Consider the following 17,384-nt stretch of genomic DNA (forward strand, 5'->3'; position numbering starts at 1 on the left):
TAATTCTCTCATGCGAGAAAACCAATTATCCGGTCTTAGCTATCGTTTCCGATAGTTATCCCGATCTGTTAGGCAGGTTACCTACGTGTTACTCACCCGTCCGCCGCTAACTTGTCCCCGAAGGAAAAAATCCGCTCGACTTGCATGTATTAGGCACGCCGCCAGCGTTCGTCCTGAGCCAGGATCAAACTCTCCATAGTAGCGGACGATTGCTCGTCCGTATATCTGAAAGCTGAAATGCTCATTGACTTGCTAGCGAGATTTTACAATCTCTTTTTGAACGATTGCTCGTTCGTGCTTACTCACTCGTTGTTCAGTTTTCAAAGATCAATTTCTTTCGTTCACTGCCGTGTTACCGGAGCAGCGAGAAGTAATATACCACAGCTCGTTCATCAATTGCAAGCATTTATTTTTCTCAACAATTTCTGTCGTTATCTGTCGTTATCTGTCGGTGTTTGCTGCTTCAAAAGCAACGAGGAATAATGTACCATGCTCAGAAAACAATTACAACCCCTTCCGAAATGTTCTACTATTGCCACTGTTTTGAATGTTCCTCCAATTATAGTGCGCCTATTCGAAGCGGTGTGATGAATATCACAGAATCATGACGGGATGCGAGATATAATTACGTATGTTTGTTTAAATGAATATACGAACGGAAAAGCACACAACCGTAGCAATTTTGTTTGAAATTACAGGGAGGTTTGCTTATGTGCTACGAAATCAAGAATAACGAGCAACAAATAGACGTCATTTTAAACGGATTTATCGGCGTAAAAGAAGCAACCTCCATCAGGCAAATATTGTTTCCACTCTTTCAACAAGAATTTCACAGTCTCACTTTCCATCTGGGGGCAGTTACGGAAATGGACAGCTCTGGACTCGGTCTATTACTGGCCGTGCAGAAGATCGCAACAGATCACAACGCCAGCGTTTCGTTTAGAGATGTCAATGAACAACTAAAAGAACGTTTATACATGGCGGGTATACGGCTGTAATTAAGTAGGAATGCAAAGGAGCTAAGCGGCTAGTAACTGCTTAGCTCCTTTTTTGGGGCGTCCACCGCAGCTTTCTTGGGCAGGCTTTGGAATCCAAGGCTAACTTCTAGGTGTGATTTACATCACAGTTGGCTCCTGTCAGGCAAGATATAATTAGGTATATGGCTTGGATAAAGCGGCACTGCAGCAGAGAGGGGTTCTTCCATGAATCGACATCATCCACATACAGAAGCCCTAAGAGATAGGCAAACAGCAGACATGTTCGTATTGTCTTATGCCAGAATATTTCACGATTCACAGGAAGCCATTATGGTTACGGATCCGCACTCGAGAATCATGAGCGTAAATCCCGCTTTCGAATTAATCACGGGCTATAACGAATCGGAAGTCATCGGACAAAAGCCCAGCATGCTGAAATCCAGCTTTCAGGATCCCGGATTCTACATTAACATGTGGGCATCTATTCATCAGGACGGAAAGTGGCAAGGGGAGATTTGGAATCGCAGAAAAAACGGAGAAATATATCCAGAGTGGCTCTCCATTAATTCCGTTAAGGACGAAAATGGGGTTCTGATTAATTACGTAGGCATGTTCTCTGACATTACGCTGCGTAAGAATACAATATCTAAGCTCAGGCTGCATGCACAAGTGTTCAGCAATGCTAGCGAGGGCATCATGATAACCGATAAACAGCTCAAAATTCTTTCCGTGAATCAAGCCTTCACAACGATGACTGGATACACGGAACAGGAAGCTGCCGGGCATACGCCGCGATTGCTTCATTCCGGTCTGCAGAATCAATATTTTTATATCCGAATGTGGGAAAGAATTCATACAACCGGCTTCTGGGAAGGCGAAATTTGGAACAAGAGGAAAAATGGCGAGTTGTACCCCGAGTGGCTGTCCGTAACGACCATGCGGGATGAAAAGGGGAATATTACGAATTACATTGGCATGTTCACCGATATTACAGAGCGTAAGCAGACGGAGGAGCGCTTGAAATATTTGGCCCATTTCGATAAATTAACGGGGCTGCCTAATCGTGCCTTGCTTAGTGAATTGGTGAACGAAGCTACCATCAGGAGCATTGAAACAAACCGCAAGCTGGCTGTTTGTTTTATTGACCTCGATCGTTTCAAAATGGTTAACGACTCTTTGGGACATAGTGTCGGAGACAAGCTGCTCCAGCAAGTTGCCAAGCGATTGATTTCCGCCGTGAGAAAGGACGATATCGTGTCCCGGCTGGGCGGCGACGAGTTTATTATCGTTCTGCAGGATTTGCAGGAACCTGCAGAAGCGGTCACCATTGCCAACCAGCTTATCGCCAGCATCAAAAAGCCCTTCTCGGTGGAGGACAATGAGCTCTATATTAACGCAAGCATTGGCATCTGCATGTATCCTAAGCATGGCGAGGATTTCGAAACGCTGCTTATGCACGCCGATTTGGCCATGTACCAAGCCAAACTTCAAAATGGCGGGTTCCAATTTTTCAACAAAAGCATCATAAGCACTTTCCTGCGAAAGCTTGACCTGGAGAACGAACTGCGATGGGCGATTGCCAAGAATCAGTTCACTCTCTTTTATCAGCCGCAAGTCAGCGTAGAAACCGGTCGGATAGAAGGAATGGAAGCGCTGATCCGCTGGAATCATCCTATACTCGGACCTGTCTCGCCAGGAGAATTCATTCCGATTGCAGAGGAAACAGGGATTATCATGGATATCGGCAAGTGGGTATTGAAAGAGGTTTGCTTGCAGCTCAACCGCTGGCTCTCAGCCTCGCTTGTCGTTCCTGCGATTGCCGTTAATTTATCGGCTAGACAGTTTCTGGCGCCAGACTTGGCCTCGTCCATTCATGAGATTGTACATCAGACTAACTGCAACCCTAAGCATATCGTGCTCGAAATAACGGAGAGCAGCAGCATGCACGACATCGAATCGGTGTTACCCATCCTGCATGAGCTCAAATCATTCGGCTTCCAAATCGCGATAGACGATTTCGGCAAGGGCTACTCGGCTCTCGGGTATATCAAACAGTTCCCTATTGATATTCTGAAGATCGACAAGAGCTTCGTCCAAGAACTGACAAGTGATTCCAAGAGCGCAGTCATCACCAAAGCGATCATCGACATGTCTCATGGCATGGATCTTAGAGTCATTGCAGAGGGCGTTGAGACCTTGGAGCAACTGGAATGCCTGCGAAGAATGAACTGCGACATGGTACAAGGTTATTTCATTGATCGTCCTATGCCGACTGAGCAGCTCGAAAAACATTACTTAAACGAAGTGTGATCAACTAGCTCTATTTAAGACCGGAATGCATGAAGCTCTCTACAAATTGACGTTGAAAGACGAAAAATGCCAATAACAGCGGTAAAACAACCAACAGCGTTGCAGCAGTTACGGTCCCCCATTGCGCTCCCGTCTCTGAGGTTTGGGCGAAAATAGCTAGTCCCACGGTGAGCGAGCGATTTTCTACCGAGTTGGTCACGATGAGCGGCCACATGAAATTACTCCAATGCGTACTGACCGAGATCAATCCAAAAGCAATGTAGGTTGGCTTGGCGGATGGGAAATATACGTGCCATAAGGTACGCCACCACGGGCAGCCATCCACTTTGGAAGCATCGTCCAAATCTAATGGAATTTGCTTAAACGTTTGCCGCAGCAAGAAAACACCGAAGGCCGATGCCCAAAAAGGCAGCATAACCGCTAATTTGGTATCGACTAATCCCAACTGCTTGATAACCGTATAGTTTGGAAAGATAAGAACTTCTGCCGGGATCATAATTTGCACGAGGAATAAGATAAATACAACACCTTGTCCAATAAAACGCAAACGCGCAAAGGCATAGGCAGCCAATGTTGCTGTAACGATCTGTACAGCCAGAACACCCCCTACAATAATCAGCGTGTTGCTGTAGTATCTAAGAAAGGGAACGGTTGACCAGGCAGACACGTAGTTGCTAAATGTCGGATTCACGATCGCGAACGGGTTCGCTCTGGTAATGACTTCGCTGGACGGTGTAAATGAAGTAAACACTGTCCACACCAGCGGGATAAGGAATACAATGCCTAATACAACAACAATGGATCGATGCAATGTTCGAGCCAACATAAGTCAGATTACCCCCTAGTAATGAACACGCTTGTCCAAATAAGCATAGTTGAATATAGAAACCGCAAGTAAAATAACAAGCAGCACAACGGTCAGTACGGATGCCCTGCCCATATCCCAGAAACTAAAGGCTGTCTCATATATGTGATATAACAGCAGATTACTGGCATTATCCGGTCCGCCTTTCGTCATAATATACAGGTGATCGACCAGCTTGAAGGAATTCGTAATGGCTATAATCAGGACGAATAAAGTAGTTGGCATCAATAACGGAAACGTAATTTTGCGAAAAACGTGCCAAGGCCGTGCGCCCTCCACTTCAGCAGCCTCGTACACTTCCCTAGGCAAATTCTGCAAGCCAGCCAAATAAAAAATCATGAAAAACCCGGCTTCCTTCCAAATGACCATGATAATCATCGAAAAAGTAACCCAATGCGGATCCCCCAACCAGTTATGAGTCGGCACGCCTATATAACCCAGAAATTTATCCAGCAAGCCATAATCAGGCGTATAAATGAACAACCAGATGTTCGCTATCGCAATCATCGGGATTATTGTCGGATAGAAAAAGGCTGCTCGTAGAATGCTGGTTCCTATCAGCTTGTTATTCACCCAAACCGCTAAATAAATGGCCAATAATAGACTTGTTGGCACGGTTCCGATAGAAAGAAGAATATTGTTTTTCATTACTTTCATAAACACTTCATCTTGCAAAACGTGGGCATACTGCTCGAATCCAACAAACTTCTGGACGGATAGTGTAGAGCTGAAGAAACTCAAATACACCGATTTAATCGTCGGATAGAATGTAAAAAGCGCCAGCAATATGAGGGAAGGAAGAAGCAAAGCATAGGCAAAAGCATTTTCTTTCCAGTTGATTTTCCTTCTTGTTAGCAGCGCTTGCTGTTTCAAATAAATCCCCCCGCACCTTGGATATCTGTATATTCTTGGATGTGGCTATCACGGCACATTCTCCCTGATAGCCACACCCTTCTACTAAAAATTAAACGACTTATTTACGGAACGTTTTCAAAATGTCATCTGCCTGCTGTTGGGATTTATCAAGGGCCTCTTTGGGCGACATATTGCCGAGCAAAGCAGCTTGAATGTTATCGTTAAACAATTTGGTCACTTGTCCGTTCTGGAACGTGGATAATTCACTGTCTGCATATTGAAGCTGATCTCTGGCAACAGCGGCTTGCGGGAAGTCCTTCACGTAATTCTTGAGCAGGTCTGTCTCGTAAGCTGCTTTGGTTGTGCCTACATAACCCGTATCAATCGACCACTGCGCCACACGCTGCGGCTGCGTCAAGAATTCGATGAACTTCACAGCCGCTTTCTTGCGGTCTTCTGGAATGCTTTTGAACACATACAAGTTGCCCCCGCCTGTCGGAGAGCCGTATTTCTTGTTAGCCGGCAGGAACGATACCCCAAAATCAAATTTGGCGTCCGTTTTCACTTTCGTCAGGTTCCCCGTCGTGTGATACATCATAGCCGTCTTCCCGCTGATGAAATCCGATGGCACCGTTGCCCACTCCAGCGTGCCTTCTGGCATGACTTTATCTTTGCGGCCCAAATCCGTGTAGTATTGCAGCGCTTCTTGCACCTCAGGCTTGTTGAAATATACATTTTTCCCATCATTAGAGACGATGTTCGTGCCTGTTTGCAGAGAAAGTGCCTGCAGCATCCAGTATTGGTAGCCCGTACTTGGAATTTCGATCCCCCACTGCGATGTTTTGCCAGCGCTGTCTTTCACAGTCAGCTTGCTCGCCGCTTCACGCATTTCGGTCCAGTTCGCCGGGGCCTTATCCGGGTTAAGCCCTGCTTTTTTGAACAAATCTTTGTTGTAATAAAGGACGATCGTGCTGCGCTGGAAAGGAACACTCCATACCGTTTCCCCTGACTTCGTATTCCCCATGAAAGCATCATAAAAACCGTTAAAATACCCTTTGTTGAAACGCGGTGTTAAATCCTCTATGGCATTCATCGAGAGCAAGCTGTACAAGTCCGTTGAAAGCAGCACCGCTAAGTCCGGAGAAGTCCCGCCCTGCACGGAGGTGACGACTTTGGTCATCGTATCTTGATAACTTCCTCCATAGACCGGCTTCACGGTAATCGTCGGATTTTCTTTGTGAAAATCAGATGCCAGTTGATCAATTAACTTCGTAATAGGGCCACCAACAGCCACTGGAAAATAGAACTGCAGCTCCACAGGTTTCGCGTCCTGTTTAACAGTCGTGTCTGGTGTAGAAGCCGCCTCGCTGGCAGGAGCAGCTTTCGGTGTGCTTTCACCTTGTCCACAAGCCGTTGTGACCAGCGCTATTGCCGCTAATGTAAGAAATACTTTTTTCATTGTTCATTCCTCCCGAGATTAGGTTTTATTTGATTTCGCTGAGTGAAGCCAGTACATAATCAGGCTTGATCCCCTGGAGCATGATATCTTTGCGAGAATCCGCTCCAGTCAAAACGAGTGCTGTATACATGCCATTGGCATTGCCGAAACAGATATCGGTAGATACTCGGTCACCTACCATCAGGCACGCTTCTGGCGCGAAAGCCAGCTTCTCCAATGCCTTTTTGGCGTAGTATTCCGAGGGTTTGCCAATCACTTTATAAACCGACTGCGAACTTGCCGTTTCCAGCGCTTTGACCAAAGACCAGGTATCGGGAATCGCCCCATCCTCCAGCGGGCAAAATGGATCCGGGTTAGCAGCAATCAATTGCGCTCCATTGCGAAGAGCACTCATCCCGAGTGTTAATTTCTCATACGTAAACTGCCTGTCCAATCCGACGAGAACATGTGTCGCGCTAAGCGGGTCATTCGTCGTTTCTACACCGTGTTGCTCCATCTCATTCCTCATGGCTTGCTCGCCAATCATCAGCACCTTAGCCTCAGGCAAATACTCCTGAAAGTACATTCTCGATACACATAAGGCCGTTAAAATATCTTCTTGGGAGCAGGCAATTCCTAGCTGCGAAAGACGTTCATGCACGCCCTCTCGCGTATGTGTTGTCGTATTCGTCACGAAGAGAATCGATTTCCCGCTTTCGCGAAGCTTGTCAATCGTGGACAACACGCCTGGCAAAAGTTGATTTCCAGCGTATACGGTACCGTCCAAATCGAACAAATAGCCGTCAAAAGCAAAGATTCCTTTGGGCACTTTCTGTTGCTCTCGGTTAACTTCTTCTCCACCTGAGGGTTCGAAGCCATTCTTAGGATGTGCAACGCGCTCTGACACAGTTTCTACCCCTTTTCACAGAAAAATAAAAACCCTTGTTCGAAAATGCGAAAATAAGCCTCGGTGAAACATAACAAAAATGATATGCTCCAGCTTATTTTCGCACTTTGCAGAACAAGGGTTTTCTCCAATTCTCAACCCATCATTACCGGTAAGGTGCTGAATATTTAATTATTAAGTTGATTATAATCCCGCTTTATCACCGGTATATTAAATCCATGTAGAGAATTTGTAAATCGACTTACCACATGGCAGGATCCCCGGTTGAGATGTAATCAGCTCCGCTCGCCAACGCTTCCGTCATCTCATGCTCGTAGCGAATTAATCCACCAACGATTAACGGCTGTTTAATGGTTCCCTTAAGCTCGCGAATCACTCTCGGCATTAAACCGGGCATAAGCTCAACCTCGTCAGGCTGACTGCTGTTGATCATGCGAATGGCTGTCTGAATAGCAGCTGAATCAATCGCAAATATACGTTGAATTGTCTTCAAGCCAGCTTGTCTCGCTGCCGTAACCGCCGCTGATTTGGTTGTCAGAATGCCGTCTATCTGAAATTTCTCGGCTAAATAACTGATCGCATAAGAATCTTTCCCTAGACCCGCAACCATCTCCATATGGACGTAAACCTTTTTACCCGAATCATGGGCTTGTCTAATGATCGACTCCAAATTCCCAATATGACCGGTCATTAAATTGATTCTCTCCACTTTACTCTGCAGCATCTTCGGAATTTGTTCCTCTTTCGTGACTGAAGCGATTATCGGGAACGGGTTCATCTGTGCACCTCCAAAAGAAACATACCTTCATCCCAAAGCGTAACATGCTTATGTTTGCTGAGTATAAACCGCAGATTATTCATTCAAGAAATTAGCTTTGACTAGTAAACGTTTCAACATGACGACCGATTGCGCGCGTGTTGCCTTGCTGCCAGATGCTAGTGTGTCTGTTGTCATTCCATTCATCAACCCTGCTTGAATCGCTGCGGCCATCTCCGATTGAGCCCAGATAATCTGATCAGCATCTTGGAACGATGCCAAGGTTTCATCCCGCTTAGCGGAGCTTACACGGGTGTCGATTCCCACAAAATTCATGGCACGGACGACCATCGCTGCTTGCTCCTCACGTGTGATTTGTTGATTCGGGCGGAACGTTCCGTCCTCATAACCGCTAAGAAGACCCGCGCCTGCAGCTGAACCTGCGACATCTGCAAACCAGTCGCTGGCTGCAACATCTTTGAAGCGAGTTTTCGATGCTTCCACGCTTAACCCCAAGGAGCGAACCAGCAATGCTGCGAATTCCGCGCGTGTGATCGAACGATCCGCTTCGAAACGGCTGTCACTTACCCCGTCTACGACTAGCTTATTTGCCAATAGCTCAATCTCAGCTTTGGCCCAATGATTCGTTAGATCGCTGAAGCTTTTATGATTTTCCACAATCGTGAATACGCCATTCTTGTTATGAAGCAGTGTAGCTGTTGTCTTACCATCCTTGGTCACAAATAGCGTAGGCACAAAACGAAGTTGATTCGTTCCAGGAATTACTTGTACGCCAGTTGCTTTCTTCGGATCAATCGCCTTATCCAAGAGGATCGTACGAGAAGCATACGTTGCTCCGAGTGTCACAAGAGCCGTTTGTCCTGCTTGATTAGCCGCTTTCACTTCAAAATGAACAGCAGCGGCAGCCGGCTTGCTTCCTGCAGCGATGATGGCCTTATCTATGGCAGATGCCTCTTGACCATTCAGTTTCTTAAGTGTAAATCGAATTCGCAGATCATCTATGCTTACACCCAGCTGCTTAGCCAATTCATCAAGCTTCAACGCAGATAAAGGCAGCGCGTAGGAGACATTCTCACTTGAGGCAAGCAGCGTTTGACCAGTAAGTTTACTTGCTTCGATCAGACCAGCTGCCTCCAGCTCCAGTGAGTCACCGCTAAACTTCACTTCTACCTTAGAGTGGGCACCCAAAGATTGCTTAAGCTCGGGCGCTGTTACTTTACCTTCTTTGGCTTCAATGACTGCTGCGGCTGGAATTGCAGGTATTGTTGGGCTGCCTCCTGCAACGGAAGAATCCGGGGTTGAGCCACCTTCACCTTCACCATCCTGACCTGTTATTTGGATCGAGATAGGCGCTGTATAGATATCATATTTATTCCCATCATCCATCGCTGTTGTGTATCTTAACAGAACGTGAGCCGTCCCTGATTTCTTAGCCGTCACTTTAGCTCCGTCCAGAGCAACAAGCTCTTGACCGTCCAAAAGTACGAGTTCGGGCATAATGGTCGATTTCGTCCCTTTATAGGACTGAACGACAGCCGCAAGCGTAGCGCTCTCCTCTTTAGCAAGCACATACTTCTCTTTCTCAGCTTTGATGGATGCTGCCCAATCGGAAGCATAGTAGGCATAGTCCGTCGTAATCCCGAAAGCTCCCAGCCCCATGTATTGAATAAAAGCACTCTTATCGTTCAGCGTCCATGGTGAAATGATTAGACCGCGATGCTTGGCAGCCTCCATGAATTTCTGGCCCAAGCCGCTATAGCTCGTGTTAAATGAAGCGTTAAGTCCCTGAAGCAGCTTCAATGTTTCCCTAAGCGACTTCGGAACATTCGTCTCATTGGCATATCCGCTAGTCAGCAATCCCAGAGGCATCTCCGGCATAAGCTGCGCCATACGTTTTAACTGATCTATGCTGAAAGACATCGTGTCCACCAAAGCTTCGCCATCTATATCCTTAAGCAATTTGACATAGGCATCGACAGCTTGAGGTGTGCCGGTCTTAATTTCAGCCATGACCATAGCCCCCTTCTCCCTGGCAAGTTCGATCTGTTCATCCAGAGTTGGAATCTTCACATCCGGGTATCCAGTAGGATAAGGCTTGTTCGCATTTAATTTCTTTAATTGCTCTAGCGTGTAGTCTTCAACAAATCCAGTTCCATTCGTCGTGCGCTCCAGTGATCCATCATGGAGAATGACAATGTGCCCATCCTTCGTCAAATACATGTCATTCTCGATAAACTCCGCACCCGCTTCTAAACCCAGCCTATTGCTTTCAATTGTATTCTCAGGAGAATTCGCCGGCATCCCTCGATGAGCGATGATATATGGCTTGCGAATCAATGTCGTATTCTTGTTGTAAACTTTCAATGCTTCCCATTGTAAAGCAGGCGAATCTGTCACGATCCCATTCACCCCTGTCGCAATCAATTGATGCATCGCAATCTGTTTCTCGGATCTGCTGGCCGTTTCCTTCGACCATACCATAATACTTCGCTGCTGCAGATAAGCAACGTTCTCTCGGGTCGATATCGCTTGCGGCAAGATGGCAATTCTCGCTAAGCTGGCCGCTGTTTTTCTTCGAACATCCAACAGTTTATCGGCCTTCAAGCTGCTGTCGCCGCTGAAATCCAGTATGCCTCGGATGATCGGATATGCGGTTCTCGCTCGTTTGATCAACTCTCCGTTGTCTGAAACAATAGCCGCATCTTCCCAACTGTTCGTTTTCAAGTAGTCTACCAATTGATCAATCGTGGATTCGTCCTTTACGTAAAAGGCAGGGATGATTCGGCTGCCAATTTGGCTAAGAAGCGCATCCAGACTGCTTATTTCGAGCTTTCCTGCAGAGTCTGTTACCTTCAGACCTGGAGCCACATGAATAATGAGATTTGAAGGCAGCGCAGGCGCATCCAACTTCGCCAAATCTGCCGCGCTTTGAAGCTCACTTACGACGGATGCGGCCATCGCAATGCGGGTTTCCGGTTCTGTCACTTCAACGAAGCGACCATTCGGTACAGGAGGAAGTGCCTCTTGCTGCAATGTCACGCGAATGTTATCCACCTTCATTTTGCTGCCATTCGCTTGCAGACCGACCGCTCCAGCCGCATAGGCTGTTGCTTGATCCGTATCCACCATGACGCGATCGTTGATCCATTCCTGAACGCGGTTTCCGTACGCTTTAACCGTATAATGGTACATTTTGGCCGAATCAATAGCTTCCGTATTAGAACCTCTGTCGATCACGTTCCACCCGTTGGCAGGCGTTCTCTCGGCGAATTCGATGCCGCTTGCTGCCGTCGCATCTTTTCTAACCGCCATTTGGTAGTAAGGATAATCGTTGTTTTGAATACGGTACATGATGGAATGCCATCTTGCCGTATCATTTGCCTGCAAGTGGGTCACATCCGCTTCAATTTTGTAATTGCCAAACTTGCTTAGAAACGAAGGTAGAATGACCCGGGATGGATTATCCGGCGCAGCGAGTGCATTGATCTCAAAAGCTCCGGATTTCACTACCGCATTGGCAGCTGTCGTTCCCTCTTTCCGCGTCCAGCCGGCAGGAAGGGTACCGTCCGCCAGATGATCAAAATTCTCCTCGTACAGGACATAGTCGGTATCTGCTGAATTTTTGGCGACAACCAGCATACTGATAGATGCGCTATCCTTGGCTCCTGTCAACGTATAAACACCTTTCTGCTGCGCCTTGGGTACGTTGTTCTCAATAAGAACTGATGGACTGGCCGATGTCCAAGTCAGCTCATTCCCTTTCACTACACCTGTCGTGAGATTATTAAAGTCTGCTTGAAACTGTACAGCACTAAGATCCAATGGAGTTCCAACCGTCGCAAGTACATACCCTTTGTTGTCACCCTTTAAGGAAACAACCTTGACCCCCGTCAAAGATGGCGTCACTGTGAGTTCCTGCGAAGTCTCAGCATTGCCATATACAGCCTTGATGGTTGCTTTCCCTGGCTTAAGAGGATAGAGCTGGTTGTTGTTAATTTTGATGACACTTTCATCTGCTGAATACAGCTTCACTCGATCCGCAGGCGGCGTCTCCGTAAGGCCATCCGAATAGTAGACACTGCTCGTCACGCTTGTCGCGCCGCTTAACGCTTCCAACGTAGTAGCTGAGGTAATCGTAAGCCGCTCTGCCGTGATCCGGGTAACTTTCAGATTATCGAAGGATACCTTGCTTTGATCCCCCTGAAAGCCAACTCTCCCTTTCTCCGGGAGCACCGCAGCTGCGAGATTCTTGTCGCCATACAGCGTGAAGCTTGTATCGCTTTTGGCTTTAAAATACTGCTTCACATTGTTGTCATAAACCCTTACTTTCATCGTGTAATCCTTATTCACCAGCAGCCCTGCGCCTGTGGCGCTTATCGGTGTGGGAGAATACCAATTCCCGTCCGAATTGCGATAAGCGGTCTCAATGGTGCCATTCTGCTTAATGGCCATCTGCGGGTATGGCGGCTTCCCGCTAGCGGGTGCGCGGAACATAATGGATGCCCATCTTCCCGTATTCAAAAAGCTGCTAAACCGCACATCTGCTTCAATCGTATAGTTATCCCATTGAACAGGAGCAATGATGCGGCTTTGTTTGGACGTTGCATTCCCATCGAACGTCATACTCCCGTTGCCATACGTATCTTTCACAACGCTAAAAGGCGGGCTTCCCGCATTCACATCAGATATCCAATTCGGGGGTATCGTCCCTGTGGCATAGCCGTCGAAGTTCTCCTCTAATAGCACCGGATTCATGCTTCCTGAGACTGGACTTGTATCCACCAGTTTAAGCGTGCCATAACCGGAGGTATCGTTCCAGAAGGAGGAGGACCCAAAAGCGCTCCAGTAGCTGGATCTTTGCTCTGTTGTTGCAGCACCATAACGGTCTGTTGCCCCGATCTCCATGCCCAACTGTTTCTGTAGAATTGGATCAAATTTCAGCATTTCCCAAGGTACAGCGATCTCCGTAGACCAGCCTGAAGCGGTCTGATTCATCGCTCGCAGTATTTTCTTCTCATCCTTGCCCGCATGATTATTCAGCGCAGCACCGAAATGAAACTCGGGTATGGCCGTTCCAGGCTGATAAACCAGGCCGATCTGCATATCCTCATTGCTGTATGGAGCTGAGCGGTGCAAACTCGGATCAAGAAAGACGTTGATATTGTCCTGCTCGAACCAACTGCCCGATTGACCGCTCAACAAGCTGTCATCATCTGCCTTGATACCAATATACAAATACTGATTATCCCAGAGCAGGCCAAATTTCGACGCCTTAAAAGAACCTTGTCCAACTTTAACATTTAGCGTTTGATTCAGGTTCCACATGGATTCATCTAGTTTGCCGTCGATGATAGGAGCCGTTAACGTTTTGTTAACCTCCATCGTCTTCCTGCCCGACTCCTCCGCATGAACGCTAGGTACCCAGGCACTTGGCTGGAAAAGCCCGCTGACCAAAGTTGTAATCGTCACAATCCCTAAAAGCTTTGTTGACATTTTTTTCATGTCGCACATCATCCTTTTCAAAGTTTTGATAGGTGAACAACACAAAAAAACCCTCATTCAACAAAAGGAAAGCACGCGCTCCCTAAGGGCGCACTTTACTTTAGCCGAATAAAAGGGTTTTCTCCTAGACTCATACCCTGAGTATTCATTTGTATCTATTAGTTTCACTTTAACAAGGCTTTGTTATCCTTGCATCAACGTTGCATGAATGTATTGTAAATGCAACAAGTTAGGTATCTAGTTGAATTCCAAAATGTACGAGCAGCGCCTCTTTATACGCCTCATCGGTTTGCGGAGTGAAGGTTTGCACCCCTGCGGAAGTGAAAATGCGAAACTCCCGACCTGCAACCGTATTCCGTCCCTCTGAGGTACGGATCGCCAGCATCGGGTTCTTGGTGAATATGGAGTCGGGGGCTTGCTCGCACCAGAACGAAGCAAAAACAAAATCCTTCGCCAGCTGCGGCTCCTCTGTGAACGAGTAAATGCGCTGCCAATCTCCCTTCTTCTGCTCGCACAGCACCCAGCCATAAGCAGGATCGCGCTCCATCCGATAGCACTCATCACCTTGTTGCTGTTCTAATCCTTCAATTAATGCGATTGGCCTGCGGGGAACGATGCCCCCTACGCCAACGTCGCACAAGTATGTCGCCCCTTCGGCTTCGACCTGTAGAACATGATGACGCCGTTTCGGCGGTGTATTCGACTCGTCGCGCCAAAACCGGGCCACGAAGTCAGTGACCGGGTAGCCAAGCTCCCTAAGCAGCCAACCGAATAAGGCATTCAACTCAAAACAATACCCGCCACGTCGGCGTACGACAATCTTTTGATAAACATCTTGCGGGTCCAGTGATAGTGCAATGTGATTGATAATGTCCAAATTCTCATAAGGCACCGTGTGCAAATGGCACTCCTGCAGCTCGGCCAACGTCTTGGCGCTGCCATCGAGCGAACCCGTAAAGCCTATTCGCTCCAGATAGGTCTGAATTTGACTACTTTTGCTATGCATGCCTAACCACCCGTCCTTCGTAAGTTAAACTGGCTGGAATCTATAGATGATTTCGATAGGCATGTTTAATTTCCTGCTGGCTGCCATCTTCAAGAACAATATAACTATTCACAATAGCCGCTGCAAAAGTTGCGCGATACTAGTATTCCATCGTTATGATTGGAGTGCCTACAGTTAAGCGCCACAAGCCCGATGTTGATTCTTGATGAAGAGCAATTTGCAGATTCACCTTGTTGTTTCCACTTTGAATGGAAGTTTGGAACTCCTCCGACGCTAAAGACATGCTCACCGTATTCTGATCCTCATAGCGCTCCACGATATTGCCTTTGAATGCCCGAACCATACGGTTCACCAACTCATCGGAATCCATGAGTCCAGCCGAATCTTGTTCAACTGCATACCCCTGTACCATGACATTCCACTGGCCTTGGATGCCCAGTTTCTTTAATTGCTCGTCCGCTTGATCCTGCCACTTGATGAGTTCGGACTGTTCGCTTTGCGGCGAAGCATCTAATCGCAATACGGTATAGCAGCCTGCTTGTCCTGACGGACTTGCGACCGTTATGGTGGCTTCAGCCCCGGAGACAACCTCCTTGGCAGCGGTATAAATGGGATGGTCGTTCGATTCACCCAATACAGCTGTCTGAGGAAGGCCCAGCTTCTGAGATAGCTCCTTCCCGACTTCCAGCATCTTCTGGTCTAATCCCCCGCATGCTCCGTAATAGCCTGTATATTTGAAAGTAATTTGATTTTCGCTCGTCATATAGGGTCTGACTGTATTCAATAGCTGCAGTGTTTCTTGCTCACCATGCGCATCGGCCTGACGAACCCAGCCAAAGATAAGACCTGCAATGGAAAGGCATAGGAATGAAATCAACCATATTTTCTGCATATAAAAAGGCACCTCTTCACTAGAATCTTCGACTCTAGTAAAAGGATGCCCAAATCTAGTAAATGTTAAACAGAGGATTTATGTTCCAACTCTTTTTCCCGGCGTAAAATTTCATCCATCGAAGTATTCAGCGCCGCCTGCGGCCCTGGAAAGTGCTTTTTATAATACGTAAAATCCATGATAATGAGAAGAATCAACATACCGGCTACGGCATATCCAGCCATTTGATTGGGAGGAATCACCATGACAACACAGATGAAGATGATCCACACCAAGGCTACAACAGAGATGAATGTGCTGTATTTCCCGAGATTCCACGGCCCTAGATGCTTGTCTTGAAACCTGCCTTCTGCCTTGGCCCGCAGCTTGAGATAAATCGGAATGCCATAAGCCACGTATAAACCGACAACACTAACTGCCGTCAGGAAAGCAATGGTCGTATAAGTCGCATCCGGGTTAACTAGTTTAATGATATAGTCGATGAAAGCAAGCAGGAAGGAGAGAATAATCGCCAGCCAAATCGCCTTGGCAGGTGTGCGGTATTTCTTGGAGATTTGCGCCCATTGATGGCTGAGCGGCATGCCTTTGTCCCGGGAGAAGGCGTACATCATGCGGGAAAAAGAAGTGATGGAAGCCAAGCCGCAGAACCACATCGCCGCTGTGACGAGCCATAGAATGACCGAGCCGAATGTCCCGCCGAGCGCTTGGCTGATAACATAGATGAAGGCGTTGCTAGAACTAGCCGCAGCACCGGCATCCTTGATGGACAAGGTGACAAATGCCAGCATGATGAAGCCAATGACGAACGAGTAGGCAACGGATGTGAAAATACCCCAAGGCGCGCGCACACGCGGGTTAATCGTCTCTTCAATGGTATGCGCGGAGGCGTCATATCCCGTAAAGGTCCACTGCGCTTGCAAGAGCCCGATTAGAAAAGCAAACATGTAGGGTTTATCGGAGAATGTTTCGCCTACTTTGAACAAATAAGCAACAGGATTCAGATTGCCTTTGGTGAAAAAGGCCAATGACAGAACGAGCACTGCCACCACAGCGATGTGGTACCAGGCGGAGAAGTCATTCAGCCTCGAAACGATCCGAATCCCAATATGATTCAGTATGCCGTGCGTCAGCAGAATGATCGTGAAACAAATCAATACCGTTGTATTGCTGGAATCATAACCGAACACGCTCGCAATGAGCGGATCGGCGAAGAGAGCTACGGAGTAATCAATACCGGCCACGATGCCGATTTGTCCGATGAGGTTAATCCATGCGGTGTACCAGCCCCAGCGTTTGTTTTTGAGGATAGACGCCCAATGGTAGAGCGCGCCTGCTGTCGGAATAGCGGATGCCAGCTCAGCCATGACGGCTGCAACAAACATGACAAACAGGGCCACGATTGGCCAGCCGAAACCCATCATTCCTGCGCCGCCATAGGTTAATCCGTGTCCATACAGCGATACAGCGCCTGTCAGAATGGAAATGATCGAGAATGAAATCGCAAAGTTGGAAAATCCCCCCATGCTGCGGAGCAGCTCTTGGGCATAGCCGAACTTGTTTAAATCACTTTTGTCTTTTTCATGATGATTGGAAGGTGTACTCATGTGGGATCCTCCTCATCAGATAACTACGATTCTACAAACAAGGTTCAAGGCTTATTTCCCCAGGAAACTTTCGTGCTTGCTCTCGTCGAATTCGCGTATGCTTTTATTTGCGATTCGGACAATCCATAGAGCAAACAAACACGTGATCACTACGATGACAATACCAATTGTCAGTCCCATTCCGCCTCCACCTCCTTTTCGGACAATCCTTATAGAAAAGCTTCTGAAAGAAGCGCATTCTCGCTTGGCT

General features: G+C 47.4%; 12 protein-coding genes and 1 rRNA gene. 2 read left to right on the forward strand and 11 right to left on the reverse strand.

Features of this window, described 5'->3' with window-relative positions; genetic code table 11:
* Nucleotides 1–200 (reverse strand): 16S ribosomal RNA (locus IEY34_RS23780); the annotation flags it as partial.
* Between the two features lie 510 nt (nucleotides 201–710).
* Between IEY34_RS23780 and IEY34_RS23785 the strand changes: the two genes are divergently transcribed.
* The gene (locus tag IEY34_RS23785; protein WP_189015858.1) at nucleotides 711–998 is read left to right on the forward strand and encodes an STAS domain-containing protein; all 288 of its coding nucleotides are present in this window, start codon (nucleotides 711–713) and stop codon (nucleotides 996–998) included.
* 204 nt (nucleotides 999–1,202) lie between these two features.
* Nucleotides 1,203–3,287, forward strand: a complete 2,085-nt coding sequence (locus IEY34_RS23790; protein ID WP_189015861.1) for a sensor domain-containing protein — start codon at nucleotides 1,203–1,205, stop codon at nucleotides 3,285–3,287.
* A gap of 10 nt (nucleotides 3,288–3,297) precedes the next feature.
* Here the strand turns inward: IEY34_RS23790 and IEY34_RS23795 are convergent, their stop codons facing one another.
* From IEY34_RS23795 to IEY34_RS37360, 10 genes are all read right to left on the reverse strand, one after another.
* Nucleotides 3,298–4,113: a carbohydrate ABC transporter permease gene (locus IEY34_RS23795; protein ID WP_173224409.1), complete on the reverse strand. Its 816-nt coding sequence runs from the start codon at nucleotides 4,111–4,113 to the stop codon at nucleotides 3,298–3,300.
* Nucleotides 4,114–4,128: 15 nt separating this feature from the next.
* Nucleotides 4,129–5,025 (reverse strand): carbohydrate ABC transporter permease, encoded by an 897-nt coding sequence (locus IEY34_RS23800; RefSeq protein ID WP_229757817.1) that lies wholly within the window; start codon nucleotides 5,023–5,025, stop codon nucleotides 4,129–4,131.
* Nucleotides 5,026–5,125: 100 nt separating this feature from the next.
* The gene (locus IEY34_RS23805; protein WP_189015865.1) at nucleotides 5,126–6,466 is read right to left on the reverse strand and encodes an ABC transporter substrate-binding protein; all 1,341 of its coding nucleotides are present in this window, start codon (nucleotides 6,464–6,466) and stop codon (nucleotides 5,126–5,128) included.
* A gap of 25 nt (nucleotides 6,467–6,491) precedes the next feature.
* Nucleotides 6,492–7,352, reverse strand: coding sequence for an HAD-IIA family hydrolase (locus tag IEY34_RS23810; protein WP_229757818.1), 861 nt, complete (start codon nucleotides 7,350–7,352; stop codon nucleotides 6,492–6,494).
* A 241-nt stretch (nucleotides 7,353–7,593) separates the two neighbouring features.
* A complete protein-coding gene (locus IEY34_RS23815; RefSeq protein WP_189015868.1) occupies nucleotides 7,594–8,130 on the reverse strand; it encodes a glycerol-3-phosphate responsive antiterminator in 537 nt (178 codons plus the stop codon).
* A 75-nt stretch (nucleotides 8,131–8,205) separates the two neighbouring features.
* Nucleotides 8,206–13,632, reverse strand: coding sequence for a glycerophosphodiester phosphodiesterase family protein (locus IEY34_RS23820; RefSeq protein ID WP_189015871.1), 5,427 nt, complete (start codon nucleotides 13,630–13,632; stop codon nucleotides 8,206–8,208).
* 229 nt (nucleotides 13,633–13,861) lie between these two features.
* Complete coding sequence (locus tag IEY34_RS23825; RefSeq protein ID WP_189015873.1) at nucleotides 13,862–14,638, reverse strand: arylamine N-acetyltransferase family protein; 777 nt, start codon at nucleotides 14,636–14,638, stop codon at nucleotides 13,862–13,864.
* A gap of 139 nt (nucleotides 14,639–14,777) precedes the next feature.
* The gene (locus tag IEY34_RS23830; protein WP_189015875.1) at nucleotides 14,778–15,530 is read right to left on the reverse strand and encodes a YwmB family TATA-box binding protein; all 753 of its coding nucleotides are present in this window, start codon (nucleotides 15,528–15,530) and stop codon (nucleotides 14,778–14,780) included.
* 65 nt (nucleotides 15,531–15,595) lie between these two features.
* Entirely contained in the window at nucleotides 15,596–17,134 is a 1,539-nt protein-coding gene (locus IEY34_RS23835) for an amino acid permease (RefSeq protein WP_189015878.1), read from the reverse strand.
* 51 nt (nucleotides 17,135–17,185) lie between these two features.
* Complete coding sequence (locus IEY34_RS37360; protein WP_268240172.1) at nucleotides 17,186–17,314, reverse strand: hypothetical protein; 129 nt, start codon at nucleotides 17,312–17,314, stop codon at nucleotides 17,186–17,188.
* Nucleotides 17,315–17,384: the final 70 nt, after the last annotated feature.

It is taken from the genome of Paenibacillus marchantiophytorum (genome assembly GCF_014640555.1).
In the GTDB taxonomy this organism is placed as follows: domain Bacteria; phylum Bacillota; class Bacilli; order Paenibacillales; family NBRC-103111; genus Paenibacillus_E; species Paenibacillus_E marchantiophytorum.